The organism is Alkalimarinus coralli, assembly GCF_023650515.1.
Classification (GTDB): domain Bacteria; phylum Pseudomonadota; class Gammaproteobacteria; order Pseudomonadales; family Oleiphilaceae; genus Alkalimarinus; species Alkalimarinus coralli.
On the sequence record NZ_CP096016.1, the window covers coordinates 4,272,574 to 4,297,336 of the forward strand.

At 47.2% G+C, this 24,763-nt stretch carries 27 protein-coding genes; 12 read left to right on the plus strand and 15 right to left on the minus strand.

What is annotated here, in order from left to right:
* Positions 1 to 108 precede the first annotated feature (108 nt).
* Entirely contained in the window at positions 109 to 1,305 is a 1,197-nt protein-coding gene (locus MY523_RS19210) for a phosphoglycerate dehydrogenase (RefSeq protein ID WP_250656293.1), read from the plus strand.
* An 82-nt stretch (positions 1,306 to 1,387) separates the two neighbouring features.
* Here MY523_RS19210 and MY523_RS19215 read toward each other — a convergent pair whose 3' ends face one another.
* Positions 1,388 to 1,945: a DUF2058 domain-containing protein gene (locus tag MY523_RS19215; RefSeq protein WP_250656294.1), complete on the minus strand. Its 558-nt coding sequence runs from the start codon at positions 1,943 to 1,945 to the stop codon at positions 1,388 to 1,390.
* 206 nt (positions 1,946 to 2,151) lie between these two features.
* Positions 2,152 to 2,685, minus strand: coding sequence for a hypothetical protein (locus MY523_RS19220; protein WP_250656295.1), 534 nt, complete (start codon positions 2,683 to 2,685; stop codon positions 2,152 to 2,154).
* A gap of 353 nt (positions 2,686 to 3,038) precedes the next feature.
* Between MY523_RS19220 and MY523_RS19225 the strand changes: the two genes are divergently transcribed.
* Positions 3,039 to 3,788, plus strand: coding sequence for a spermidine synthase (locus MY523_RS19225; protein ID WP_250656296.1), 750 nt, complete (start codon positions 3,039 to 3,041; stop codon positions 3,786 to 3,788).
* A gap of 16 nt (positions 3,789 to 3,804) precedes the next feature.
* On the opposite strand, the gene MY523_RS19230 is transcribed toward MY523_RS19225, so the two are convergent.
* Positions 3,805 to 4,398: a hypothetical protein gene (locus MY523_RS19230; protein WP_250656297.1), complete on the minus strand. Its 594-nt coding sequence runs from the start codon at positions 4,396 to 4,398 to the stop codon at positions 3,805 to 3,807.
* 262 nt (positions 4,399 to 4,660) lie between these two features.
* Here MY523_RS19230 and MY523_RS19235 point away from each other — a divergent pair, with 262 nt between their 5' ends.
* Complete coding sequence (locus tag MY523_RS19235; RefSeq protein WP_250656298.1) at positions 4,661 to 5,506, plus strand: MerR family transcriptional regulator; 846 nt, start codon at positions 4,661 to 4,663, stop codon at positions 5,504 to 5,506.
* 27 nt (positions 5,507 to 5,533) lie between these two features.
* On the opposite strand, the gene MY523_RS19240 is transcribed toward MY523_RS19235, so the two are convergent.
* From MY523_RS19240 to MY523_RS19265, 6 genes are all read right to left on the minus strand, one after another.
* Positions 5,534 to 6,376: an SDR family NAD(P)-dependent oxidoreductase gene (locus MY523_RS19240; protein WP_250656299.1), complete on the minus strand. Its 843-nt coding sequence runs from the start codon at positions 6,374 to 6,376 to the stop codon at positions 5,534 to 5,536.
* Positions 6,373 to 7,950, minus strand: a complete 1,578-nt coding sequence (locus MY523_RS19245; RefSeq protein WP_250656300.1) for a flavin-containing monooxygenase — start codon at positions 7,948 to 7,950, stop codon at positions 6,373 to 6,375. The genes MY523_RS19240 and MY523_RS19245 overlap by 4 nt, the downstream gene beginning before the upstream one ends.
* A 74-nt stretch (positions 7,951 to 8,024) precedes the next feature.
* Positions 8,025 to 8,894 (minus strand): metal-dependent hydrolase, encoded by an 870-nt coding sequence (locus tag MY523_RS19250; RefSeq protein WP_250656301.1) that lies wholly within the window; start codon positions 8,892 to 8,894, stop codon positions 8,025 to 8,027.
* Between the two features lie 126 nt (positions 8,895 to 9,020).
* On the minus strand, positions 9,021 to 9,917 hold the full coding sequence (locus MY523_RS19255) for an alpha/beta fold hydrolase (protein WP_250656302.1): 897 nt from the start codon (positions 9,915 to 9,917) through the stop codon (positions 9,021 to 9,023).
* A 13-nt stretch (positions 9,918 to 9,930) separates the two neighbouring features.
* Positions 9,931 to 10,785, minus strand: a complete 855-nt coding sequence (locus MY523_RS19260) for a M24 family metallopeptidase (RefSeq protein WP_250656303.1) — start codon at positions 10,783 to 10,785, stop codon at positions 9,931 to 9,933.
* A 77-nt stretch (positions 10,786 to 10,862) separates the two neighbouring features.
* The gene (locus MY523_RS19265) at positions 10,863 to 11,798 is read right to left on the minus strand and encodes a metal-dependent hydrolase (RefSeq protein ID WP_250656304.1); all 936 of its coding nucleotides are present in this window, start codon (positions 11,796 to 11,798) and stop codon (positions 10,863 to 10,865) included.
* Positions 11,799 to 12,034: 236 nt separating this feature from the next.
* Here MY523_RS19265 and MY523_RS19270 point away from each other — a divergent pair, with 236 nt between their 5' ends.
* Positions 12,035 to 13,060: an AraC family transcriptional regulator gene (locus MY523_RS19270; RefSeq protein WP_250656305.1), complete on the plus strand. Its 1,026-nt coding sequence runs from the start codon at positions 12,035 to 12,037 to the stop codon at positions 13,058 to 13,060.
* 30 nt (positions 13,061 to 13,090) lie between these two features.
* Here MY523_RS19270 and MY523_RS19275 read toward each other — a convergent pair whose 3' ends face one another.
* On the minus strand, positions 13,091 to 13,660 hold the full coding sequence (locus MY523_RS19275; protein WP_250656306.1) for a hypothetical protein: 570 nt from the start codon (positions 13,658 to 13,660) through the stop codon (positions 13,091 to 13,093).
* A gap of 240 nt (positions 13,661 to 13,900) precedes the next feature.
* On the opposite strand from MY523_RS19275, the gene MY523_RS19280 reads away from it, so the two are divergent.
* Positions 13,901 to 15,061 (plus strand): 2Fe-2S iron-sulfur cluster-binding protein, encoded by a 1,161-nt coding sequence (locus MY523_RS19280; RefSeq protein WP_250656307.1) that lies wholly within the window; start codon positions 13,901 to 13,903, stop codon positions 15,059 to 15,061.
* A gap of 8 nt (positions 15,062 to 15,069) precedes the next feature.
* Here the strand turns inward: MY523_RS19280 and MY523_RS19285 are convergent, their stop codons facing one another.
* Positions 15,070 to 15,279 carry a YheU family protein gene (locus MY523_RS19285; protein ID WP_250656308.1) on the minus strand — a complete coding sequence of 70 codons (210 nt, stop codon included), beginning with the start codon at positions 15,277 to 15,279 and terminating at the stop codon, positions 15,070 to 15,072.
* 74 nt (positions 15,280 to 15,353) lie between these two features.
* Positions 15,354 to 16,193 (minus strand): crotonase/enoyl-CoA hydratase family protein, encoded by an 840-nt coding sequence (locus MY523_RS19290; protein WP_250656309.1) that lies wholly within the window; start codon positions 16,191 to 16,193, stop codon positions 15,354 to 15,356.
* Positions 16,194 to 16,363: 170 nt separating this feature from the next.
* Between MY523_RS19290 and MY523_RS19295 the strand changes: the two genes are divergently transcribed.
* Positions 16,364 to 16,969: a TetR/AcrR family transcriptional regulator gene (locus MY523_RS19295; protein WP_250656310.1), complete on the plus strand. Its 606-nt coding sequence runs from the start codon at positions 16,364 to 16,366 to the stop codon at positions 16,967 to 16,969.
* Between the two features lie 18 nt (positions 16,970 to 16,987).
* Here MY523_RS19295 and MY523_RS19300 read toward each other — a convergent pair whose 3' ends face one another.
* Positions 16,988 to 17,377: a DCC1-like thiol-disulfide oxidoreductase family protein gene (locus tag MY523_RS19300; protein WP_250656311.1), complete on the minus strand. Its 390-nt coding sequence runs from the start codon at positions 17,375 to 17,377 to the stop codon at positions 16,988 to 16,990.
* 244 nt (positions 17,378 to 17,621) lie between these two features.
* Here MY523_RS19300 and MY523_RS19305 point away from each other — a divergent pair, with 244 nt between their 5' ends.
* Complete coding sequence (locus tag MY523_RS19305) at positions 17,622 to 18,113, plus strand: hypothetical protein (protein WP_250656312.1); 492 nt, start codon at positions 17,622 to 17,624, stop codon at positions 18,111 to 18,113.
* A 92-nt stretch (positions 18,114 to 18,205) separates the two neighbouring features.
* On the opposite strand, the gene MY523_RS19310 is transcribed toward MY523_RS19305, so the two are convergent.
* On the minus strand, positions 18,206 to 18,382 hold the full coding sequence (locus MY523_RS19310) for a hypothetical protein (protein ID WP_250656313.1): 177 nt from the start codon (positions 18,380 to 18,382) through the stop codon (positions 18,206 to 18,208).
* 171 nt (positions 18,383 to 18,553) lie between these two features.
* The gene (locus tag MY523_RS19315; protein ID WP_250656314.1) at positions 18,554 to 19,894 is read right to left on the minus strand and encodes a sigma 54-interacting transcriptional regulator; all 1,341 of its coding nucleotides are present in this window, start codon (positions 19,892 to 19,894) and stop codon (positions 18,554 to 18,556) included.
* Between the two features lie 637 nt (positions 19,895 to 20,531).
* Here MY523_RS19315 and MY523_RS19320 point away from each other — a divergent pair.
* The 5 genes from MY523_RS19320 (at position 20,532) to MY523_RS19340 (ending at position 24,759) form a co-directional block, all read left to right on the plus strand.
* Positions 20,532 to 21,293: a transglutaminase-like cysteine peptidase gene (locus MY523_RS19320; RefSeq protein ID WP_250656315.1), complete on the plus strand. Its 762-nt coding sequence runs from the start codon at positions 20,532 to 20,534 to the stop codon at positions 21,291 to 21,293.
* A gap of 481 nt (positions 21,294 to 21,774) precedes the next feature.
* Positions 21,775 to 22,740, plus strand: coding sequence for a helix-turn-helix transcriptional regulator (locus MY523_RS19325; protein WP_250656316.1), 966 nt, complete (start codon positions 21,775 to 21,777; stop codon positions 22,738 to 22,740).
* 172 nt (positions 22,741 to 22,912) lie between these two features.
* Positions 22,913 to 23,368, plus strand: a complete 456-nt coding sequence (locus MY523_RS19330) for a GyrI-like domain-containing protein (RefSeq protein WP_250656317.1) — start codon at positions 22,913 to 22,915, stop codon at positions 23,366 to 23,368.
* A gap of 163 nt (positions 23,369 to 23,531) precedes the next feature.
* A complete protein-coding gene (locus tag MY523_RS19335) occupies positions 23,532 to 24,041 on the plus strand; it encodes a DUF6942 family protein (protein ID WP_250656318.1) in 510 nt (169 codons plus the stop codon).
* A 25-nt stretch (positions 24,042 to 24,066) separates the two neighbouring features.
* Positions 24,067 to 24,759: an esterase/lipase family protein gene (locus MY523_RS19340; protein WP_250656319.1), complete on the plus strand. Its 693-nt coding sequence runs from the start codon at positions 24,067 to 24,069 to the stop codon at positions 24,757 to 24,759.
* The last annotated feature ends 4 nt before the right edge of the window (positions 24,760 to 24,763 follow it).

The window sequence follows — 24,763 nt, forward strand, 5'->3', positions numbered from 1 at the left end:
CCAACAGCACATCGAGGACTCTAGAAAAGCAACACGACAGCAGTAAGCACCCAGCCCACGCATAATTCGGTTATGTGTGGGTTATTAAAATAAAAAAGGAGCTGCACCGTGATTCACCCTCAAAATCCGTCTCAATCATTTAAAATTCGAAGCTATAACCAAATCTCTGTTAAAGGGCTTAACCGGTTTTCCCGCGAGCGATATGAAGTGGGCAGTGAAATCAGCTCGCCCCACGCGATTATCTTGCGTAGCCATAACCTGCTGGACGAAACCTTGCCTGATGGCGTTACCGCAATTGCCCGAGCAGGTGCCGGTGTTAATAATGTACCCGTGAGCCAATGCTCTGCAGCGGGGATTGTGGTGTTTAATACGCCAGGGGCCAACGCCAATGCGGTTAAAGAGTTGGTACTGACCGGACTGTTATTGAGTTGTAGAGGGGTCACAGAGGGCATAAATTTTATTGGTCAACTGGGGACAACGGTGCCGCCCAAAGAACTGGCCAAGCAAATGGAAGCAAAGAAAAAGCAGTTCAAAGGGAGCGAGCTGGCGGGCAAAACATTGGGCATTGTCGGGCTCGGAGCGATTGGCTCTATGCTGGCGGATATGGCGCTGGCGCTAGGGATGAATGTGGTAGGGTATGACCCGGCTATTTCCATCGAAGCGGCATGGCGTTTATCGAGTCGAATTAAGAAAATGGATAATCTTAGCTCCTTGATGGCTCGCTCTGATTTTATATCGCTTCATGTTCCCTCTATTGAGGCAACCCGCAAGATGGTTAATGGCGAGAACCTGTCCCAAGCGAAGCCGGGCGCGGTGCTATTGAACTTTTCCAGAAGTGAAATTGTTGATAATGAGGCGGTTATTTCGGCGCTTAATGAGGGGCGTTTATCTAAGTATGTCAGTGATTTTCCGATTCCTGAGCTGATTGGACGTGATGATGTAATTTTTACCCCCCATATCGGGGCCAGCACGGCAGAAGCAGAAGATAACTGCGCGGTGATGGCGGCGGATCAGCTGGTCGACTTTCTGGAAAATGGCAATATCAAAAATTCGGTGAACTTTCCCAACTTAACAATGGAGCGGTCAGGCGGTCCAAGAATCACCTTCTGTAATCATAATGTGCCGGGTGTGCTGGGGCATGTTCTATCGATATTGGCTGATAAAAATGTGAATGTGACCGATATGCTTAATAAGAGTCGCGACGATATTGCGTACAATATTATCGATGTAGAGAGCGAGCCGACCGAGGCGCTATTGGCATCTATTTATGAGGTCGAGCACGTTATTAAAGTGCGGGTAGTCTAACGGGGAGGCGTTGTTGCCCCCGCGAATGGGCGGCTCGCGGAGGGCTAACGCCTGTATCGTCGTGATGTGATATGGCCGATAACTACCACATCAAGTCATCAGGCACTTGGTAATCTGCATAGGGGTCATCAGGGTCGATGTCATTTTTTTGCTCGATACAGATCGCCATATCAGGGTCTCGTTTGTGAATTCGCTCGGCAATATCTACTGGCACCAAGCGGTAACTATCGCCATAGATGGCAATAGACAATAGCCCCTTCACCAACCTCGTTTGCAGCTCTTTGTTAACGTAAATCTTTTTAATCTGGGTGCCGTGAACAAAGTTATAGGCAATATCACTGTCTTTTTCGGGTATCTCGACGGTATTGCTCTCAATCAGCTGCTTTATTTCAGCCTCGGCTGCGCGTTTTTCTTTTTCTGCCTGCCGTTTCAGGTTTAACTCTTTGTCGCGTTTAATCTGCTCTTCACGAGCGGCAGCTGCCTTTTGTTCTTTAGCGAGAACGTCTTCTGGCAGCTCGCCCGCCTTTTTCGCGTTTTTGGTTTTCTTGGCTTTTTTGCGCTTGTGGGCTTTAGCTTCCTGGGCCTGTTTTTTGTTGGCCAGCCCCATATTCAATAATTGATCTTGTAGTGAACCACTCATCGTTCTGTTGCCATTGAAAGGTTAATTAAGACTATGTGATAAGGTTAAGCGAACTATACCACACAAATAAATCGTGGCTGAAAAGTGTTTAAGGGCTAGTGGTTGACGTTATCGTACTAGCTGGGTTAATGGCGGGGCACTCAAAAGCAGGGCAGCAGTGATAGCGGGCATAGAGACCCGCTATGCGACGTTTCAATGGCGCAGGCTTAGAAACCAAAGCGGGCCAAAGAGCGGTTGCCACTTTGAGTAAACAGTAACCAGCCTAACAGCGCTCCGCCTGCAGCGGCCGTGGCGACACCATTCACAAAATAAAGCACCGACCACTCGCTCAGATTAAAGGTAATATTGATCATTTCCATCTTGATTGCGGCGAGCTTAGCGACCACACCCAATATTAAAACGGAGTAAAAAACAGTCCCGGCGACGGCTTGTTTCCCGCGAACTTGGCCAACCAGTGAAAAAACGATAAAGACGCCTAATACGGAGCCCATACCTACACCGCCTACCCCGATTGTCCAAAGTATTTTGTCGACCAGATGGTCGGTAGAGCCGGTTAAAAAGCCAAATAGCGCAAGGTTAATCATCTCAATAAAAACCGCTAAAAAAATAGAAAACGTGAGCGGCCTTGTATACATGAGTCGAGCATGATTCATTTGTATATCCTCCAATAGGTGGTATTTTACAATCATGTTAGTGTGATGTATGTCACACATTCTGCCTGTCCATTTTAGGTGATTCATACTAATTCCCTGTTTCTTTGATTTGAGGACATGAAAGGGGGGGGAGGCTCCACGTATGAGGTCTGTAAATCGGCAGATTGATCGGTACGCTATTTTAAAACTATACACAGTTTCTGTGGATAACTTCCTTAATATCTTTTTGATAGCTTACGAAAGCGCAGTCATAGTCAGGCTTTCAAACAGGTGTTTAATTATTGCGCATTGATGACACGGGACAAATACCACCAACCGTGAAGGCGGATATGCCTGGTTGGCCAGTCAAATAAAATTAGCGCTGTATTGTTTGCCAGTTCCTGTCTTATTCACGGATAATGGCGCCGTTTATGTCTGTACTCGTTTAATAAGTGGTAACTATGGCCCTTCCTGGCAAAGAAATATATCGAACATTTGATGAACATGGCCCTATTCAGGTGTTTGATGATGGCAATAAACGCTACCTGGGTTTTGGTTCTGGAGACGAGCAAAGTTGCCTGATGAAAACAGAACCGCAGTTGTTGTTGCACGAGTATGCACGCTCGATGATGCTGGTGCTTCTGTTTCACACACCTAAAAACGTGACTTTTTTAGGGCTCGGGGGAGGCAGCTTGGTTAGCAGTATCTACCATCATTTCCCATCCACATACTTACAGGTCATCGAACTGCGGCAAGCAGTGGTTGATACGGCCTATCGTTTTTTTCAGTTGCCACGGGATGAACGCGTTGATATTCAGGTCAAGGATGCAGGGCGCTATTTAAGAAAAGCCAAACCTGGCAGCAGTGATCTTATTTTTTGCGATCTATACGGCCCGGAAGGGCTTGATGAGCAGCAGTTAGAGCCCGCGTTTATCGAGCGTTGTCATGACTTGTTGTCTGATGATGGCTGGCTGGTGCTCAACTGTTGGCAAAACCACCGAGGTGAAGCAGAGGGGCTACGCTCGATTATGGACTGGTTTCCTGAAACCAAAGTGTGCACTGTTCCGGGAGGGAACTGGACCATTCTGGCGGGCAAGAGACCCTCACAGCTTAGCCAGAAAAAGCTTGAAGATAGAGCTAAATCGCTGTCAGAGACCTTGGGTTTCTCTCTCTTTTCACAGCTTAAACGGCTAGAAGACTATAGTTTCTAACGGCGCTGGGTATCCGTTAAAACCACGCCGGTCTATAGCCGCTTTTTTCTAGCCATGTTTGATCGTCTATGTCACCAAACATGGTGTGGGCCGGGTCATGACCTGCTTCTTCAAGTGACCTGAGTCTTTTGATCGTATGGGGGAGTTCGGGGGCCGCGCTGTCAAGCTCATGCCACACGTGTTTCAAGTTTGCCAGTTGCCGGTTATCAATGGTTGCGCCCAAGGTGATGAGCCACAAATCCATTCCGAGAATAGAGAGTTCCCAGTGTTCCTGGGGCTGACTGTCGGGTGTGAGCTGCAACTTTTTCAATTGCGACTTAACCGTTTTCATCTCATCCTGCATTTTGTTCTGAACCGCTTGCAGCAACTCAAAAATCAGCCGTCTTTTTTTATCGGCACTCTGCATCGGGCTGTAAAGCGTACCGGACAGTTGCTCAGACCGGTCAATCACTCTTGAACGAAAAACAGTGGCCATGGCCAGTAGCGTTGCTTTCTGCTCCTGATCAGCCGTATTGAGAAAGGAGAGAAGCTTTTCAGTTTTGAGACGATTGGTTTTTTTAACCTGTCGCTTTCTTGACCAATCTTCAAAAACGTCGGAGAACGATCTCATTTAGGCTGCCTGTTTTTCCAGTGAGTGTGTGATGATAAAGTAAAATCGAGCATTAATTATAAACGATACTAACATAGCACTCCTGAGGGAGGGTATTGTGTTCGCCCCAACGCTATGGTGATGAGGGGTGATAAAGCATATATACCCAGCCATACGCCGTTTCGATATACGCCGTTTCGATATACTGGGCGCTAGTGTTACACTACCCTATGTATTTATGGTTATTCTTTAATTTGGATGATAGCTAACTATCTGAACGACTATGACATTGCCCGATTCAACGCTTAATTTTATCGCCCAGTATGCTCCTAATCTTAAAAAAGAGACGGAGCAATCTCTCACCTTTCCAGATAAAGAGTACACCATTGACGAACTGGCAAGGGCGGTAGAGTCAACCACCCGGAATATCCGGGCTTATCAGGATCGCGGGCTGCTTCCACCCCCTAAGTTACGTGGCCGCAAGGGTATCTACTCCAATGCGCACTACTCCAGGCTGCGATTAATTGCTGATCTGCTGGAGCGTGGTTATACGCTTAATTCGATTGGCGACCTGTTGCAAGCCCTTGAAAAAGGGATGGATTTACGCAATTTCATGGGGATCGAATCAGCACTGACCTCGCCATGGACGGATGAAGCCCCCGTGCGGATGTCGATGGAGTCGGTACTGGAGTTGTATAACAACAAGGTTACGATGGAGGCGGTGAGTAAGGCGGTTGAGCTTGACCTTTTCAGGATTGAAGAAGACGGTAAGCACCTTCAAGTTCGCAGTATGCGCACATTGAATGCCGGGGCTGAGCTGGTTGCAACGGGTATCCCGTTTGAGAAATTGTTAGATATTATTAAAATGCTGCGCGGCAATGTTGAGCAGGTGGCCAGCGAATTGGTTAAGTTGGTGGCTGATCATGTACTGGACAAGTATGACAATGATGCAATGCCCCCTGAAGAAGATATGCCTGCCCTTGCAGAGTTAATTTGGCGTTTGCGCCCTTTGGCTGAAATGGCGGTGCATGCAGAGCTTGCAAGGGCAATGGAAAATGCAGCTAACCACTTGCTGGGCGACAAACTGGAGATGTTGATTAAAAACCTCGAAAAGTCCAACGAGTCTTGATTTAAAGGGGCCATAAGCCCCTTTATTCTATCGGCTAACCCATTTAAATGAGCTGGTCACCAACCGCTGGTAACTAACCGGCAAGCAGCGTTGCATCATGTCGAGCACTTTGGCATCTGGCCCGATCAAGACCCGCCGTTTTTTACTCTTAATACCTTTTAATATGACGTTGGCAGCCTTTTCTGGTGTTGTCATAAACAGTGACTCAAACTGATCCCTCAAATTCTCAGCGCTGGCGTTACCGGTGAGGTTTTCAACGCTCTGGGTCATTCTGGCGTTGCGCGCTATGTTGGTTTGAATGCCACCTGGGTGAATTGAGGTGGCGGTGACATCGCACTGCTCCAGATCCAGTTCCTGCCGCAATGATTCAGTGAATCCCCGGACAGCAAACTTCGACAAGTTATACCCACTTTGAGTCGGCTGAGAGAAAAGGCCAAAAACGCTCGATATATTGACGATATGACCAGGCTCTGCGGCTTGTTTGATATAGGGAAGAAAGGCCTTGGTGCCATATATGACGCCCCATAGATTAATACCAATAATCCACTCGTAATCTTCATAGGTTGTCTCTTCAACGGTGCCACCCAGTGCTACCCCGGCATTATTGAAAATCATATTAACCTTGCCATGGTCTTTGACCACCGCGTCTGCCCAGTCGTGCACGGCTTTCCGGTTGGCGACGTCTACTGTTTTGGTCGTCACGTTAACGCCCATAGCGGCTGCTTCTGCTGAAGTCTCCTTTAGGCCTTTTTTATCAACGTCACAGAGCGCCAGATGACACCCTTGGGTTGCCAGCTCAAGAGCTAATGCGCGGCCTATACCTGAAGCTGCGCCGGTGATTGCAGCCACTTTTCCGTTAAATTCATTCATGCGGGAGCCTTTGTTGTTTGAAGGATTGGTTGGGGTGAAGAGGACTTACGCGTTTTAACCTGTTTGCGTGGGTGCTGTTTGCCCGAATATTGATTGTAGATCGGGTCAGTATAGTACGCAGACGGGTCAAAACTCCGGGTTTGCAAGCGGAATTGCCAAGTAAAGCCGGGCCACAGCGTTACATTTTTACCGCTGGCCGGATGTATATACCAACTTTGGCAGCCGCCGGAATCCCATACCGTGCCGGTTAATTTTTTCTGGATTTTTTTATTATAGTCTTGCTGCCGGTTTGCTGAGACATCAATAAACGGTGTTTTCTGTTGACTCATAAACGTTAATGCACTTTTCACATAGGCGATTTGTGATTCGATCATGTACACCATTGAATTGTGCCCCAGGCCCGTGTTTGGCCCCATCAGAATGAACAGATTGGGGAACCCGGCAACGGTGGTTCCTTTATAGGCCTCTGGGCCGTTTGCCCATGCATCATTGATATCCTGACCATTACGACCAAATAGAAAACCGCGTGGAATGGGGTCGGTTGCCTTGAAGCCGGTACCAAAAATAATCGCATCTACTTTTTGCTCGTTACCGTCTTTGGTGATGATGCTATTGGCGGTGACTTCTGCAATGCCATTGGTGATGACCTCTGCATTCTGCTGATCCAACGCGCTGTAGTAATCATCGGACATCAGTATGCGTTTGCAGCCGATGGTATAGTCTGGAGTCACCTTATCCCGTAACTGGGGGTCTTTGATCTGTGCTTTGATATGTTTCAGTGCCCAGTGTTTGGCCAGAGACATAACCCGTGGGTCAAACGAAAAGCCGACTGCACGGCTTTCATAAAGCCAGTACAAAGCATCGCGAAACAGTTGTTGCGAGCGGGGGCTATACTTGAAAAGGCGCTTTTCGACTTTGGATATGGCGCGGTCAGGTTTAGGCAAAATCCAGGGGGGCGTGCGCTGGTATAGTGACAGGCTTGCGGCCTGCCGTTGGACATGGGGAACAAATTGAATAGCAGAGGCTCCAGTACCTATCACGGCAACCCGTTTTCCCTTCAGGTCGTAGTCATGATCCCAGTTCTGGGAGTGAAAGGTTTTACCTTTAAATTTATCCATTCCGTCGATTGAGGGGTAGCTGGGTATCGATAAGCCCCCAGCGCCTGCAATCAAAACATCAGCGGAATATTGCCTGCCGCTGTCATCTTCTACTCGCCAATGGCCATTGTTGTCGTCCCAGCGAGCGCTATTTACCGCCGTTTTTAGCCTGACATGTGGCATGATTTTATACTGGTCGGCACAGTACTCCAGATAGGATCTGATCTCGTGTTGAGGCGCAAACATTCGCGTCCAGTCAGGTTTTTGGGCAAAAGAAAATGAATATAGATGAGACGGCACATCGCAGGCGCAGCCGGGGTAGTGGTTAACTCGCCAGGTTCCGCCTACACCTGACTCTTTTTCAAATACAACAAAGTCTTCTTCACCGGATTGCTTTAATTGAATGGCCATCCCCAGCCCGGAAAATCCCGTACCGATGATAGCGATTTTATGGTGCACAATTGATTGCTTACTCATAGTATATTCCTTCTGTGGTGGCTCCCGGCCAGTCCCGGTCGCAGCGGAAAGAGTGAGGTATCTGAACTCGTTTGTTAACTCATGGCGGCGTCTGCGGCTTGATACTCAGGGTCGTTATTGAGAACAGGCTTTAATAACTCTTCAAACTTCTCCAAGTGATGACGGTTATCATGATCCCAAGGGTGAAATCCGGGTTTAAACCAGTCTAACCAGGCACCGACGCATTGGCGTTTTAGCCCTGGTTTTCCCCATAGAAAATTTACGCCTTTAATCCAGCCTTTTACGTCGCGCATGCCGTTTTGGCGGCGCACATTTTCAATGTAAAAAGGATATTGCAATGCAAAGTAAATAGAGGTGGCCGTGACCAGCCAGAAGCAACGCAACAAATAGGCGTTAAGGTTGTTTCCCATCACATGCTGGTATACATCAAAGGCAACCGCTTTATGCTCGGTTTCTTCGTAGGCGTGCCAGCGCCACATGGCACTATAACGTTCGTCTGAACCATCCAGACTATCGGGATTGTTTAGCAATGAGTCTGCCAATAACCCGGTGAGGTGTTCCAAGCTGATGGTTGCGGCCAGCTGATGTTCAGGCGGAGCGACGCGCTGTGCGAAGTCTAGCAAGCGTTCTACAATTTTTTCTTGTGCTTTGGCTGGAGTACCTGATTGTTCCAGTAGTTTGTTGAGCTCGTCGTGCTCACGACCATGCATGGCCTCCTGGCCGATAAAGGCGCTCATGGATTTGAGCAAAGCCTTATCGGTTACCTGTTTACGGAACAGACGAACGGATTTGATAAAAAAACGTTCGCCAACGGGCAGAAACAAGCTCATAGTGTTAAGGTACTGAGAGACATTCATCCCGTCTTTATGCCAATGAGTGACATTGTGGGCGGGCAGATTAAACCTGATATCTCTTAACGTTGGGCTGATAGAAATAGTCATCATTATTCTCCTTTCTTTATGTGACATTAATTAATGTCACATAAGTCAGAGGTGTTAGCAAGTGTCTATTACAATTAATTTCTAGTTAATTAGTCGTAATTCGATGTCGCATACTCCTTAAAATGGGGCTCACACGGAGTGATCAACTTGGGTAATAAACTGCTTGATCTGGCTGTTAAACAATGCCTGATGACTATGATGTGCCCAATGCTTGCCATCGATATAGTGGCGATGGAGCGTGTTGACATATTCATCATAAAACTCAAAAAGTTGCTCGGAGACGAATCGGTCCTGACGAGGGATTAATAGCTGTACCGGCACATCAATGCTCTTTGGTTCAGGAAGTTCGGGCGGATTGAGAGGGTTTTGACGGTAAAGGTTAAGCGTGTTGAGGCAGATACCTTCTACCTCTGACTGATTGGTATTCAGGTAGCTATCGCCATGGTCGACACCATTGCTAGACAGTATCTTTTGCCAGATGGTTTTCCCGAATTGTCTGAATATAAACTCAGGTAGTACCGGAATATTGAATAGATAGACGTACCATGAAAACAGCCCCTGTCTAAGGGCTTGGGCTATGCGTTTAGGGTTACCCGATAGGATATTTCGACGGGCCCAGTCCAGCATTAAGCGCAAGTGAGGGCCCGACATACTGGTATAGGATAAAACCCGGCGTGCGTAGCGGGCATCTGAAATAAATGACCAACCGATGACCGACCCCCAGTCGTGGCCAACAAGGTGAACCTGGCCCTGCGCGCCGACTGACGCGTTAATCACAGCCTCTATATCAGCCAGCAGGTGATTCATATGGTAGGCATTGCGACGAGCCGACCATGTGGATTGGCCTACGCCTCGCATATCAAAGGTAATGACTTGAAAATCCTGTTTAAGGGCATCAATTTGATGGTGCCAGCTGGCGTGGCTATCAGGGTAGCCGTGTAATAATACAATGCTGGGTTTTTGGCTATCGCCATGAACCTGTACATATAACTCAATGTCATCTCGTTGAACCGTTAATGCTTGCATAATAAGCCCCTTGTTACGCTGCCACGGTTTTACTGTTTGGCTGAAGCGTGCTTGCCATGTGAGGTACGTTATCATCAAGCCAATAGGCGGTGTCTTCAGTGATAACGAGGATTTCTTCCCACTTGGCACCAGTTTGCCCGTCTCTACTGGCCAAGTGCGGCTCGACGGCCCACGCGCCCGGTAGTGGAGGGTGGTCGGATTCTTTAAGGTCGTTCCATAGTGGCGAAGGCTGTCTGAATACCCCTTGTATAGCGCCAGGTACCAACCATTGAAGCTGGCGTGCGCTAAACCCGAAGATGGAAACGTTGTCATAAAGCGAGGTGTGTGTTTTGGTCACCCGGTGCCCTAATACACGTCGTGGATAAATTTGATGGGCGTTACAAAAACCTGCGTCGGCGATCATGCGGTCGACACCTTGGTAGACCTGCTTGAATGTTCGCTCTGCGAGAATTTCTTGCAGTATGTACTCACGAATCTGTAATAAGGTGGCTTTTATTTCTGTTAATACCGAGTGTTCGCACCCAAACGACAGGCTATAGCCTATATCGGCGGTATAGCCTGCGACTGTTGGGGCAACATCCAGAATGACCGGCATCCCGACCTCTAGTGTTCTATTGGTAGGGAAAAAGTGAAAATCCGACCAGAAGCCTGTAAACGCGGTACGGTCACCAAACCAGGCAAACGGTTTGTGCAGGTAGCTGTCTACTCCACGTTCGTCCAGATAATCTTTAATCAATTGTGCTGCCTGTTTTTCTGTCATGCCGGGCACGAGCTGCTGCTCGACTGACTGTACGCTGTCATAAGCCAGCTTCTGCACCTCTTTAAATCGTTCCAGCTCATTTTCGGTAAAGTGATCAAGTTTCTGCATGGTAGTTACCTCGTTATCTAACAGGGCCAGCTCTTTAAATTCTGGCCAATGCTTGCCCATGTATTGGTTAACACGAGTCAGGCCGCGTTAATGGCAGCTGCTCGAAGTGCTGCTGGAGATTGGGCAAGATAGGCTTGGGCTTGCTCTGTACTGGCTTCAATGGCCGGGTTATAGCTCGGGCTAAAATATCGGGATGCTTGCCGGGCAAGCCACAGTAACGATGGAAGGTGGCCGCTTTTCGATTTGCGCTGCCACTCGCGCCAAAAATACACACCGAACGCTTTAGGCCGTTTGGAAGCGATGCTGGAGTCCTGAGCCATTAAATGACTGGAACCTTTCACCCATAGCCCGATGACGACCGGGAAGGCAATAAGCATTTGCAGGTATCGCATGGGATAGTTGCCGCCCAGATGCTGATAGACGTCAAAGGCAACGCTACGGTGCTCTATTTCCTCCGACGCATGCCAGCGAAGTATGTCGAGAATGGTCGGGTCTGCGCCTTCATGATCCCATTGTGTGTTCTCTAATGCATACTTCCCCAGTACACAGGTAAAGTGTTCTACCGCAGCGATAAGGCCTAAACGTAATACCAGCCAGTCACGCTCCAGCTGTTTGGGCACTTTGCGGCCAAAAGGTTTGTCATGCAGCACACTATCAAACAGCCACTCGACTTGTTTGATAAAACTGCCGACTTCCATCTCCTGGTTTTCCAAAAAGTTAGATATACCGCCAGTGTGTGCTTTGGCGTGCATCGCTTCTTGTTTAATAAAGCCTTTGACGTCCTGCTTTAACTTTTCATCGTCAATATAGGGCAGTGCTTTGTTATAGAGCCGGCAAAAGAAAAACTCTCCGGCGGGCAGTATGGTGTGAATTACGCTGATAAAATGGCTAGTGTACGGGTCATTTGGAATCCAGTGCAAAGGTGATGCGGAAAAATCAAATGACACCTTGCGTTGAAGGAGTGCTGTATCAGTTTGGGAAACTTGATTAACAGATGGTGTTGGGGCGTTCATACCTAACCTCACTTACGACACGTCTATTAATGCGTGTATGTTGATACTCGAATACAGGCATTAATGCTTCTGGTTGTAATCTATTCTTAATCAACCAAATTGAATAAGCAGGTTAGTTATAGCCATTGGCTTGTCATTTTTGGCCTAAACTAAATAGTAGACATTTGTAGGCGTTGAATCTGACCGACCTTTAGTTGAAACTGAGCTAACTGAATAAGCTGTTATGCGAAGAATATATGTTTACGTTTAGCCCCCGAGATAGAGTATTTGATTTTCGTTATTTCCCGCCATTGATTGCAATGGCGAGAGAAGAGGGTGTCGATGTAGCGAGTTTATTGCGCGATACCCAAATACCGGAATCGGCACTTTGGGAAGAAAATTACAAAGTGTGTGTGCTGCAGCTTGAGGCTCTGATGTTGAATATTGTTGAGCTGTGCCGGCCTGGAATTGCCCTGGATTATGGCACGCGGTTAAACCTCAGTGCGTTTGGTATTGTTGGCTATGCTGCGTTAAGTAGTCCCACAGCGCGTGATGCATTGTCGATAGCGAACCAGTATATGCCGATCGTACTACCGTTGTTGGATATTAGAATAGAGGAGAAACAGGGACAGACGTTTATTGTGTTAGAGATGACGTATCCGGTAAAAGCCGAGGTTGAAAAGGCGCTGTTGGAGGCAGCGTTGGCCAGCCTTTATACGATGGCAAAATTCGTGTTACTCGATAAAATGCCGACCGTTAAGCTGGAAGTAAAACACAACCTGGCGTCGTATCATCAGGCCTTTGTTGATCAGCCAAAACTGCAGCTGCGAGGAGGGCGCGAGTATAATCGTATTATCATCCCTTCTGATGTATTGGATGAACCACTGCCGCTGGCCAATCACGGCTCATTCAACATGAGTGTTAAGCAGTGTGACGAGCTTATGGAACAACTTCCCGAGATGGATCGAAGCTTAAGTACCGGGATTCAACGTCGATTGCTTCATTTCAAAGGGGTGTCACATCCATCGCAGGAAGACATCGCCAAAGAGTTGTTTATGAGTGTTCGAACGCTGCATCGTTTGCTAAAGCGGGAAGGAACAAGTTTTCGCGAGATTTCAAACGAAACCATAACCTTAAGAGCCAGGCATATGCTGGAGCAGGATACGCTTAGCATCAGCCAGATTGCTCAAGAGCTAGGATATAGCGATGCGGCGAATTTTACCCGGGCGTTTCGAACTCAGACCGGCATGGCACCCTCAGAATACCGGCAGTCAATGAGCTGAGCCGGTTTGCACTTTAAACCGAGCGAGAGGCTAGTGAGCAAGCTTGAGCGCTGTAATTGTTTTCTGACGGTCTGGGTTCAGGCCAGCCTTTTCTAGCTGGTCAATATCAAAAAACCTTGTCGCATGAGCACGTACTGAGGGCTGGGCATGGGCAAGGATATCGAGCATGGCGAGAGGGTGAGCTTTGCTGGTGTATTCAATAACCTGCAATGCGGTCTTCTTTTTTAGCCCTGCCAATACTTCTGCGGATAGCGCAGAATCCATGTTTACTGCCGAGTCTCCAATGTACTCAATAGGCAATCCGGCGGTGACGCCGAGGATTTGTTTGATTGTAAGTTTACTGGTAATTCTGGCAGCGATTGTGGGTTCGATATATTTCGGTGCAATTGAGTGCAAAATAAAATTCGGCACATATTTCATCATCATCGCCATTGATTCATACAGCTTGTTAAGGCCATCTTCTTCCCGCGTAATGACACTATCGACAAAGTGACGCAAGTGGTCCAGCTGTTGATGTGTAAACTCTGAGAGAAATTGAGGGGCCTCGCCCTCAGCCAGAGCATGAAAGTAATCCAAATTGTATTGATGTTGTTCGTTCATTTTTTCCTCATCCTAATCTAAAAATTAATTACCTGAACGGCCTGTTAAGCAGTACCGTGCCGTTCAATATTCTGTTGATACGGGTCACAAGCGAACGAAATAATGACTTGCAAAGGTTGATGTAACTATAATACATTTAATAATGAAACATCAAACAATGTCACATAAAAGTTGTTAGTAGTGTCTTCGGATATACCCAGCACGATGACGTATGCTTATTTGTTAGAACGAGATTCAACGATGCCTGAAACAAAAAATATTGATACCACCTACCATAGTCTAACGCTTTCAGAGGTACGCCCTCTCACCGCTGATAGTGTCATGCTGACCTTTAATGTTCCTCCTCATTTAGAGGCGCTATACCGGTTTGAGCCGGGTCAATACCTGACACTTAGAACAAACATTGAAGGCAAGCGGGTATCCCGTTGCTATTCCATTTGTTCGCCTATAGATTCGGGCGATATCAGTGTGGCCATTCGGCAAGTAGAGGGGGGCCAATTTTCATCTCACGCGGTGAATCACTTTGAAGCTGATGAAGAGATTGAAGTGATGCCGCCAATGGGCCACTTTAAACTCTCACCCCGTCGTGATGGGGAGACGGTATTAATCAGTAAACTGTATGTAGGCATCGCAGGGGGGAGCGGGATTACTCCCATCATGTCGATGATTACAACGGTGATGAAAAATGAGCCGAGCAGTCGTTTTGTTTTGTTTTATGCGAACCGGTCGGAGCAGAGCATGATGTTTCGGGATGAGCTAACGTCAATGTTGGCGGCGTTTTCCGGGCGCTTTTTCTGTGTGCCGTTTTTCTCTGAGGGTGCAGAGAGTGAACAGCTGATACACCATGCCGTAGCCAGCACATTGAATAATAATACCAGCAGTATCGCGTCAACCGACAGGCCGGGTATCCCCGTTCAGATTAAAACATTATTGCGCGAGCTACCTGATTTGAGTCGTGCCGACAGCTGGCATCTTTGCGGCCCCCAGGGAATGACAGATACCTTGCAGCAGGTTCTGATTGATAACGCGGTGAGTGCTGGCTGCATACAGCGGGAATTGTTTACAGCGGATACCCAAAAAAGCACCACCAACAAGTTAGATAAAAACACTCAGTCAGAAGCGGGTAGCCAAATAAAGGTTATATTTGAAGGAGAGTCGATAGAGTTTCGTCTGAGCCCAAAGGATGACTTTGTGCTTAATGAAGCCTTAAAAATCCGTGATGATTTACCTCACGCATGTCAATTTGGAGGATGTGGCACCTGTAAAGCAAAGATTGTAGAAGGCTCAGCAACCATGAGAGACAATATGGCATTGGAAGACGAAGAGGTGGAGGAGGGCTATATCTTGACCTGTCAGGCAACACCAACCAGCCCTGTTTTGGCTATTAGCTTTGATGAATGAACCCGGTGCTACAGCCCCTCTGCCTGAGCGAGTGACACTGACTGGTTATACTCGCTGTAGAGCACCACGAGCTGCCCATCTTTCAGCGCTTTTTTAACCAGATGCCGTCGGCTTTCTAGCGGTTCTTCGGTTTCGTTTAAGCCCCAATCTCGCATGCAGTATTCATCAATGAGATTATTAACCGCTTCGTCGCTGAGCTGCTGGTAGGGGATTATCATCAGGCTGACTGCTCTCTATCTGAATAAGCTATTGAATGCAGCCGCCATTATAACCCCTTTACTGTTAAATTGAGTTAGCTAAAAAGCGGTTTAATCGGCAATAAAGGCTCGAAATCAGGGTCTGTCTTTTGCGCTTTTGCGCCGAAGCACTTCATCATATCTTGTGGTCGGAACATGCCAGACTGCCAGGTTGCCATATACTTGAGGCTGTCAGCCACGCTATGGTCGCGGCTGTAGTTGATCATCTCTTTACAGCCAGCGACTGCCATTGGCGACTGCTTGGCAATTTGTTGGGCAACGTCCATGACCCCTTCCAGCATCGCCTCTTGTGAGGGGTAGATTTTGTTGACTAAGCCGATCTCTTTGGCCTCCTGGGCATCAAACTTGCGGCCGGTATAGGCCAGTTCTCTCATAACGCCTTGGGGTATCAGGTGAGGCAGGCGTTGCAGTGTGCCGAGGTCAGCCGTCATGCCCAGCTGGGTTTCTTTAATGGTGAAAAACGTATCTTCGGTGCAGTAGCGACTGTCGCATGCGCTAACCATATCAACGGCTCCACCAATACAGCCACCTTGAATAGCGGCTAAAACAGGAACCCTGACTTCTTCCAGTACATTAAAGGCTTGCTGTAGCTGAAGGACAGCTCTTCGCAGGTTTTCTGCCATGCGGGCCGGATCGCCATTCATCGGTATGCTGTTGGGGGTGGTGAAAACCGCCAGATCCATACCTGCCGAGAAATGTTTGCCGGTGGAAGAGATAACAATAACGCGAGCCTCAGCTTGCTGGTCTATTTCACTGATGGCAACAGGGAGTTCTTTCCAAAAGTCGATGTTCATCGAGTTTAATTCATTAGGGCGATTTAGCTTAACGTGCGCAATATGGTTTTCGATGCTGACTTCAAGGCTTTTGAAACTCATTGGACTCTCCTGAATTTTTAAAATTGACAGTGTCAAGATGGTTAAGGTACGGCTTGAAGTTGACGTTGTCAAGATGACGTGACAACATGCTTGTCATCTTTATACTTGTGCATTCATATGTATGTGCTGCTGTCAGTTCACTTCTTTTATATTTTGGTAATGTTTAGTTTATGACCAGTAAAGCATCAACCTATCACCACGGTGACCTGCGAAGTAAGCTGATTGAAACGACGGCTGAGATGATTCAACAAGGTGGGGTTGAAGCCGTATCGCTAAGGAAAATTGCAGAAAAGGCTGGCGTCTCTCGCTCGGCCCCCTATCACCACTTTAAGGATAAGAATGACCTGCTTGCGGCGGTTGCCGAGCAAGGTTTTATTACGCTCACCGGGTTGTTAAAGAAAACGGTACAGAATGAAGCGCTGTCACTCGATGAGCGGCTAGAGCAAAGCATATTCGGCTATGTTCGGTTTGCGGTAGAAAACGCCACTCAATACGAGCTGATGTTTGGCAGTGAATTATGGCGCAAAAACCCATCAGAGCGGCTACAGAGAACAGCTAAAGACAGTTTTCGACAGTACGCGAACCTTATTGGCGCATTTTATGAGCAAGGGGTACTTCACAAAGACCAGCACCCGCTAAGGCTGGCCCAGATGATGTGGGCGACCTTGCATGGTCTGGTAAAGCTAAGCCATGACGGGATTGTGGTGCGGCAAGAGGACTTGGAAGAGATTTCCAGATATGCCATTACCCAATTAACCCGAATGATGAATGGTTGAGGTGTGTATGTGGGAAGTCTAAGAGTTTAGCCGCCCCTCTTTTCTCAAACGACGCAAAACCCACCTGCGATAGATGTATCGAAGCGTCTCTTTAATCCATTTTAAGTTGAGCAACCAGGCAAGCGGTTTTAGCCAGGGTATTTCCGAGATAAGTAATACATAGGCTTCAATATCATTGGTGATAACCCCTTCCGTGTTTTGCACATGGAGTTTGACGACCGCCTCTTCCGGGTCGATGCCTTGTGCCTTTAGTTGTTCGTCGTTTCCGGTAATATCGCACCATTCGACTTTGTCTTTGCCGGCGATCTGATCATAGCGTTTACGGTCTCTACGGCAACCCGCGCAGGATGCATCGTAGTAAACACGTATTTTCTTCTGCTCTTTTGGCCGGCTATTATCACTCTTCATACTATATATTATAGACCGTTGAGCGGCTGAGGCCGACCCCGCTATTAGCTCGCTGCACACTGCTTACTGCTCACTGCATACTCTGTCGCCGTGTAAGTGTATGTGGGCTGTTTGTAACGGACTGTTAGTCTGTGCGTTAGTTTTGGTTGTTGCAGTACTGGTGCAACGTATTTCCTGCTGAATAGCCGTATATTGGCCACTAATAATTGCCTTTATACTGCTATTGTCTATGTGGGATCTACCAATGAACGAAAAAATCCCTACCAAATTCCTGAAACTGAAAGAACTGGCCGATGTACCTCGCGCTGAGTACATTGATGGCCCATCGCCTAAAGAGCTTCGAGATGCTAAAAAACGCAAGTCTTTTCTCAGTATGCTCAGAAAATCACCCAAGCCTGCTGCACAAGCCGTTAACACTCAAGGGCCGGTGCGTTTGACGTTTAATGCTGCGGCCTGGATGCGAGTACCTGATAGCGCCCAGCAGACGGTTTCGTTAGTGATCTGCTATAAAGATAGAACGGGTGAATATGCGATGGTTGTGGATGAGGCTGCTATTAGCGAGAACTATTCGCTGATGTTGTCGGGTTGCGTCACCATTGAGTCCATGGGAACCCCTGAATATATTAAAGCGTGTTGCGCTGGCTTAAGTGAGGATCAATTGGCGTTTGTCGATGAGCTTCATGTGCAAAAATCAACACCCGAAGTGGCGACAACGGATACGCTAAAAACCGCATAAAACGCGAGTCTGCATAGTTCTCTCTTACGCAGGGTTTATTGCGCGCTGCTCTTTAAGTTCTATTTTTACTGTTTACCTTCTACTCCTGCTACCTACGCCCTTTTTCGTTCGAGGGCGTATGTCTGTTGACCAATTCGATTAATTACCCGCCCGCCTGCAACCAGTGATTTTGGCAATGAGTTCCACGTGAGCCCGGTGACCCTGTTTAACGAATCAAGTGCACGTTGAGGGGCCTTATCCTTTATCTGAACCACGTTTTGTTGTGTCATTACCATCTCTCCACAGAGCCTGCACGCTCTTTCTATCTCATCCATAACCCAATTTTCTATATAGCTAAAGCCAATTACGTGCCAACTTTTATATCTATATAAAACAGTGAGTTAGAATATTGGGTGTCGATAGGTGATCACCAGCCTGACGTTTTGCGGCAGTTGCTGCCCTTATGGTTTGTAGTGATCAGTATTGATATTGTGCCGCTTGAGAATTTTATGAAAGTCAGAGCGGTTGCGTTGAGCCAGTTTGGCTGCCCGCGTTATATTCCCTTCTGTCATTTTTAAAAGCTGAATAACATAGTCTCGTTCAAAGGCTTTTTTGGCATCTGACAGGGATAACTTTAAGTCAGGCAATATGGCTAACGTGTGCTGCACTGTATTGAGTGAGATTATCCGCCCCGAAGATAACGCCACTGCTTGCTCCACGGCATTGGCCAGTTGGCGAATATTGCCCGGCCAGTTGCCCGATATAAATGCCTCCATTCCTTCTGCCGACATGTGTTTGATCGGTTGCTGGGTTCTGTTGGCAATCGTGGTGAGAAAGTGCTTAACCAGCAGGGGAATATCTTCTTTGCGCTCATCAAGGGGAATCAGGTGAAGGTTAACCACGTTTAGCCGGTAGTAAAGGTCTTCTCTGAATGAGCCACTGTTAACCTCTTCAAGCAGGTTTTTATGTGTTGCAGAAATTATGCGCACATTGACTGGAATATCAGTGATACTGCCGACCGGGCGTATGCGTTGCTCCTGAATAACCCGAAGCAGCTTGACTTGCAAGTGAACAGGGATATCGCCAATTTCGTCGAGAAACAGCGTACCGTGATCTGCCGACTTAAATAAGCCTTCGTGATCCCTTGTTGCGCCAGTAAACGCCCCCTTTTTGTGGCCAAAAAGTTCCGACTCAAATAGTGCCTGAGGTATTGCACCACAGTTAATAGCAATAAATGGCTTATCCGCTCTTGTGCTTGCTTTATGAATCGACTTTGCCAGCACTTCTTTTCCGGTTCCGCTTTGTCCGGTAATCAGTATGTTGGCGTCACTCGCCGCGACCAGTTTGGCTTGTTCAAGTATCTCCAGCATTTTGTGGCTTTGAGTAATAATCTCACTCCGCCAGTTTTCATTTGCTGTATGCTCTGACTTGGCGTTAAACCTGAGTGCTTGCTCAATACAGTTATGCAATTCATGTTTATCGATGGGTTTGGTTAAAAAAGCAAAAGCCCCCAACTGTGTTGCTTTAACTGCTTCGGGGATTGAACCGTGCGCAGTAAGGAATATCACGGGAACCGAGGGCCAGCGTTGATGAATGCGCTGAAACAGATCCATGCCATCCATCTCGTCCATTTTCAGGTCAGTGATGACGACATTGGGGAGTGTGGTTTCCAGGTAGCTCAGTGCATCCGCGCCGCTTGTTTCACTCACAACGCTGTAGCCACTGGCTTCCAGTCGCATTGTTAGCAGTTGGAGCAAGCTGGTGTCATCATCGACTAATAAAATATCAGGATGAATATTCATCGCTCAGTGATCCATTTCTTTGTTGCCACACATTTTGCCAAGGTTTTTGTATGAGATTGCCCTGCGCTGAATGGCACTTACTTAAGACATAATGACTCAGTACTGTCATTCCCGCGCAGGCGGGAATCCATTTGAAACGGAGTCTACAACCCTATGGATCCCCGCGTTCGCGAGGATGACAAGCTTAAATAAGTGCCATTCGGGTCTATGCTCATAAAAACTCTGCCTACAAAGAACAATAGGATATAGCTATATAGTGGGGAGCGTCTACGTGAGTTTAAGCATGGTGTGGCTCTCACTCCGGCATTATATCTCGCGTGTGGAGGGACTTATAGTGTGGTGTTGCTTTTTGCCAACAATATAACTATTTGTTATTAAAGATATTATTAATTATTGGTTGGTTTTGTGTTGCTAAAATGCAACGTTTTAATCTGGATTTGATAATCGGGTTAATAATGCCAGTGATTTAGAATTTTAGTTTTATCTGTAACTTACTGATTTATATGTGTATAAAAAATACTGGCCTAATGCTTGATATAACCGCGGGAAATATCAAAGACGGGTAAAAGACTTATTAGAATTAAAACTTCCTGTCGAATAAATAATAGTGTGATATAGACTTCTGACAGGGAATAAAATGATTCGAACCGTCCGGCTACGAACACTGACGCTTATTGTGTTCGCTATGGCGCTGTTACTTCATGTGGGAACAGCTGATGCGTTAACATTAACAAAACCTTCCAAAGGGCTGCAGTGGGTTATCCGCACGTTAAGCGATAACATTTTGCCAAACCGCAATATGACGCCGCCTTCCTATAATTTTAAACGCCTTGAAGAGTACCAGTCCGCTCAACTATCTGAAGTGTTTGTGCGTTGGAACAAATACAATGTTTCGAATGGCATTCTGAGTGACAAGCTCGCTTCGCCAGTTGAGCTGGATGAACAATATCTTAGCGGTATTGAAGACCAGTACGGAGCTGATGCCAGAGAACGTATCGAGCGCTGGCAGGCGATGACCTCATTAAAAGATAAGTTGCGCATCAAACGAAAGCTGTCGATTGTGAACAACTTTTTTAATAAATCGGCTTTTAAATCTGATATTGAACAGTGGGGCAAAGAGGATTACTGGGCAAGTCCGGTGGAGCTGCTGAGTACCAATAGTGGGGATTGTGAAGACTACTCAATCGCAAAATATTTTACCCTGAAAGCGATGGGGGTTCCTGCTGAAAACCTTCGCATTACCTATGTGAAAACCGTTAAGCTAAACCAGGCTCACATGGTGCTGGCGTATTACCCAAAACCCAATAGTGAGCCGCTGATACTCGATAATATGACGGACAAAATCCTGCCTGCATCAAGGCGTACAGATTTAGTGCCGGTATACAGTTTTAATGGTTAGCTGCCCTGTGGCTTAATCGAACTACAGAGAGTTAAGCGTTCTGTAGTGATTTAGATGTAATGATTTAGGTGTAGTGATAAAGCTCTCTGTGAATCATATTGGCAGAAAACATCAGTAGGCCGCCTGCATTTAGCGGTACAGTTTCCCCTATTGAAAGGTCTTCCCGGTTATTACGTCCCTGTTGTTCCAGTCCTCATAAAATACACTTAATACATGATGTATATTTCATGACGTATATTTCGTGACGTATATTTCGTGATGCATTGAGCGCATTTCTTAGCACAAAATATCCCTTGTTATTGTATTCTGAATTCATGTGTTTGTTATCCTTTCGACGTTTCCAAGGTCGTTACCGCAAAGCCCTTAGGTAAAAACATGTGTGCACCCTATCCGGTGGGCCTATAAGGCAACGAGTTGACAATGAGGCGATGAATAAACGCCACTCAATAAGCAATAACAACAGAGCAGGTACGATTATCTGATGAACCGGTTTGATCGCGTTACAGCCATTTTGATTCAGCTTCAAACTAAACGGATTGTAAAAGCTCAGGAGCTGGCAGAAAAGCACAATGTAAGCTTGAGAACAATCTACCGTGATATTCGGACACTGGAAAACGCCGGCGTGCCCATTGGCTCAGAGGCGGGCATTGGTTACTTCTTGGATAAGGGTTACCAGCTGCCCCCTGTTGTATTCTCTCAAGAAGAAGCCTCTGCACTTCTTGTGGGGGAAAAAGCGATGAAGCAACTGAATGAGCCTTCAACGCTGGGAACATACATATCAGCGCTTGATAAAGTTAAAGCCGTGCTGAGCAGCAGTGACAAAGAATATATCGAGACACTCAGTAGCAGCATAGATGTTTACACCCCGGCTCAGGTATCGAGCCACGATGAGGGGGGGCAATGGTTGCCTGCGTGTAAAAAAGCGCTCTCTCACGCGGTTGTTATGAGCATTTGCTATTACACCCAATACCGGGAAGAGATGACCGAACGCACCATAGAGCCTATCGGGCTTTACCACTATAGCCGTCATTGGCACATGATTGCATGGTGCCGCGTTCGACAGGACTATCGTGATTTCCGTCTCGATCGTATTCAGTCGCTCACCTTGCAACCCGAGCACTTTAGCCGTCATCGGCGTAAAAGTCTGGAAGAGTATCTAGGGTCGATACAAAGAGCCTCGAAACTCCACCAGGTCAAAGTGAGGTTTCGACGTGATGTGGCTAAATACCTTGGTGACCAGCGCTATTATTTTGGTTTGGTGTCAGAGACACAACACGAGAATAGTATTGATATGGAGTTCCTCACCCCGTCAATCGAATACTTTGCCCGCTGGATATTAAGTTATACCGATGCCGTAGAGGTGTTACACCCCTCCGAGTTGGTTGACCAAATGCAGCGGCTTGTTCGGGAACTGGTTTCACACTTTGGTGTGCAGCCTGAACACTGAGTGCTATGACTGATGGTTCGGCGCTGATCGGCTGTTATTGAAATGCCGTATAAGTCTGCTGACAATAGGTTGTCACTGGGCAGTAATATGCTGGTGTTGTCGAGTGACGCAGCGGGGTTGTAACGAATAAGCGTCACTTATTCACAACGGAAACAACACTAAGGAGTGAACCATGGAATTGCAAAAGTCATCCGGTATAGAGGTTATTGCCCTGGCTAAAAAAGCCACGTTAACGACGATTATGCAGGATATTGGGCGTTCCCCGGAATTGTTGCTGGAAGACATACAGCAACAAGGGGTGCGACCTGAAGGTCCAATGATATTTGTGTATCGTGGGTGCGATGGAGATATGGAGAAACCATTTGACCTGCAAATTTGCCAGCCAGTGAAGGCCGCTGATCAGTACTCAGGGCAATATGAAAAAACCGAGCTAGAGCCCTTTCAATATGTTGAGCGAAGATATGTAGGCAAAATGGCGGACATGGGAGCCAAAGGCTATGAGCCATTTATTGCTGATGTTGAGAAGTCAGGGCTTAAGATGGGGACACAGTGCAGGGAGATATACACTCAATATATCGGGCCAGATTCTGAAGAGAATATTACCGAACTACAGCTAGGCATTCAGTAGCCAGCTTGTTGACCCAGAGTTTTGTTGTACTTGACCCGAAGTGTAGGTGCACTTGGGGTCATTCCAATCGTGTTAGTTTGATCGGGTTTTCCTGATGCGCTCATTCCTTGTCCGCCTGTTCCTGATATGATTGCTGCCTGATCATCATATCGAGGAGAGTCCGTTGGCCAATAACATAACGGGGTTGGGCGACCACCACTACCGGCTTGCGGTGTGTATTGGGAATCGGCCTGACCTGCCAGAGTATCAGCAATTGACTGGCCTAAAAGCGCTGAAACCCGGCGATATCTCATATATTGTTGATCGTACGGGTAACCACTGGCGAAAGATATTTAACATTTTTGCCAAGTTGATGTTTCAGCTTGATGATGGGCCGGTGGCGACATGGCAAGCCTACCGAGACCAACAATTGCTGCAAAAGGGGTGTGGCCATACCCTGATTTTTCCCCCTATCGACCATTTACCTTGCTCTGTTAATACCGCCTGTATTGTTTCGGGTAAATCTTACGCCGAACAATTCGGTTTACTTGAGCGCGCGGCCCCTCTCGGGGAGGGCTTTTATATTGATATCTCAAGAAAAACCATCGTTACGCCATACTTTGATTATCGGCAGCTATCCAACCGAAAACTGGATATGTTAATCTCGATTATCCAGCGTGACCTTAAAATATAAAACCTCTTAAAAGGCCCTGAACAACATGGATAAAAGCATCAAGAAGCCGAGCCTGCTACTGTTAGCGCTTGAAAACCGGGCAATCATTGAATTGGGTGCCGGATTGGTGAGCAGCCCTTTCCTTAAACAGCAAAACTCGGGCAACGGAAGGGCCGTATTGGTTATCCCGGGGTTTGGTGCGGGAGATCTGACGACACTGTTGTTGAGGCGGTATCTAAACAAACAGGGCTATAAGGCATTCGGCTGGGGGATGGGGATCAACCAGGGAACATCAGCCGCTATCAAGGAGCAGTTATATAGACGTGTTAAGCAGCTGCATCTGCAAACCGGGCAGAAGGTTTCAGTCATTGGCTGGAGCCTGGGTGGGGTGTTCGCCCGTGAGCTGGGTCGCAAGTTAGAGGATGACGTTCATTCTGTCATCACCATGGGGACGCCGTTTACCGGCAACCCTTATGGTAACCACTTGTTTCAACTCTCTCTTATTCTCTCTGGCAAAGCATTTACCCAAAAAGATGCGGATGCCTTTGATCGACGCGCGGAGCCGCCGCCGGTTAAGTCTATTGCTATCCATAGCCGCTGTGATGGTGTTGTCTCCTGGCAGTGTTCGTTAGAAAAAGAAACTGACCATACACGCAATATCGAGGTCTCTACCAGCCACTTTGGATACCCGTTTAACCCTAACGTTTTTCGTGTCGTTGCTGCTGCACTTGAGGAATAGTGTG

Bases quoted from the DNA above. Each gene is read 5' to 3' on its own strand.
- MY523_RS19215 (WP_250656294.1), bottom strand. From the start codon at position 1,945: ATGAGTGGTTCACTACAAGATCAATTATTGAATATGGGGCTGGCCAAC.
- MY523_RS19220 (WP_250656295.1), bottom strand. From the start codon at position 2,685: ATGAATCACCTAAAATGGACAGGCAGAATGTGTGACATACATCACACT.
- MY523_RS19225 (WP_250656296.1), top strand. From the start codon at position 3,039: ATGGCCCTTCCTGGCAAAGAAATATATCGAACATTTGATGAACATGGC.
- MY523_RS19230 (WP_250656297.1), bottom strand. From the start codon at position 4,398: ATGAGATCGTTCTCCGACGTTTTTGAAGATTGGTCAAGAAAGCGACAG.
- MY523_RS19235 (WP_250656298.1), top strand. From the start codon at position 4,661: ATGACATTGCCCGATTCAACGCTTAATTTTATCGCCCAGTATGCTCCT.
- MY523_RS19240 (WP_250656299.1), bottom strand. From the start codon at position 6,376: ATGAATGAATTTAACGGAAAAGTGGCTGCAATCACCGGCGCAGCTTCA.
- MY523_RS19245 (WP_250656300.1), bottom strand. From the start codon at position 7,950: ATGAGTAAGCAATCAATTGTGCACCATAAAATCGCTATCATCGGTACG.
- MY523_RS19250 (WP_250656301.1), bottom strand. From the start codon at position 8,894: ATGATGACTATTTCTATCAGCCCAACGTTAAGAGATATCAGGTTTAAT.
- MY523_RS19255 (WP_250656302.1), bottom strand. From the start codon at position 9,917: ATGCAAGCATTAACGGTTCAACGAGATGACATTGAGTTATATGTACAG.
- MY523_RS19260 (WP_250656303.1), bottom strand. From the start codon at position 10,785: ATGCAGAAACTTGATCACTTTACCGAAAATGAGCTGGAACGATTTAAA.
- MY523_RS19265 (WP_250656304.1), bottom strand. From the start codon at position 11,798: ATGAACGCCCCAACACCATCTGTTAATCAAGTTTCCCAAACTGATACA.
- MY523_RS19270 (WP_250656305.1), top strand. From the start codon at position 12,035: ATGTTTACGTTTAGCCCCCGAGATAGAGTATTTGATTTTCGTTATTTC.
- MY523_RS19275 (WP_250656306.1), bottom strand. From the start codon at position 13,660: ATGAACGAACAACATCAATACAATTTGGATTACTTTCATGCTCTGGCT.
- MY523_RS19280 (WP_250656307.1), top strand. From the start codon at position 13,901: ATGCCTGAAACAAAAAATATTGATACCACCTACCATAGTCTAACGCTT.
- MY523_RS19285 (WP_250656308.1), bottom strand. From the start codon at position 15,279: ATGATAATCCCCTACCAGCAGCTCAGCGACGAAGCGGTTAATAATCTC.
- MY523_RS19290 (WP_250656309.1), bottom strand. From the start codon at position 16,193: ATGAGTTTCAAAAGCCTTGAAGTCAGCATCGAAAACCATATTGCGCAC.
- MY523_RS19295 (WP_250656310.1), top strand. From the start codon at position 16,364: ATGACCAGTAAAGCATCAACCTATCACCACGGTGACCTGCGAAGTAAG.
- MY523_RS19300 (WP_250656311.1), bottom strand. From the start codon at position 17,377: ATGAAGAGTGATAATAGCCGGCCAAAAGAGCAGAAGAAAATACGTGTT.
- MY523_RS19305 (WP_250656312.1), top strand. From the start codon at position 17,622: ATGAACGAAAAAATCCCTACCAAATTCCTGAAACTGAAAGAACTGGCC.
- MY523_RS19310 (WP_250656313.1), bottom strand. From the start codon at position 18,382: ATGACACAACAAAACGTGGTTCAGATAAAGGATAAGGCCCCTCAACGT.
- MY523_RS19315 (WP_250656314.1), bottom strand. From the start codon at position 19,894: ATGAATATTCATCCTGATATTTTATTAGTCGATGATGACACCAGCTTG.
- MY523_RS19320 (WP_250656315.1), top strand. From the start codon at position 20,532: ATGATTCGAACCGTCCGGCTACGAACACTGACGCTTATTGTGTTCGCT.
- MY523_RS19325 (WP_250656316.1), top strand. From the start codon at position 21,775: ATGAACCGGTTTGATCGCGTTACAGCCATTTTGATTCAGCTTCAAACT.
- MY523_RS19330 (WP_250656317.1), top strand. From the start codon at position 22,913: ATGGAATTGCAAAAGTCATCCGGTATAGAGGTTATTGCCCTGGCTAAA.
- MY523_RS19340 (WP_250656319.1), top strand. From the start codon at position 24,067: ATGGATAAAAGCATCAAGAAGCCGAGCCTGCTACTGTTAGCGCTTGAA.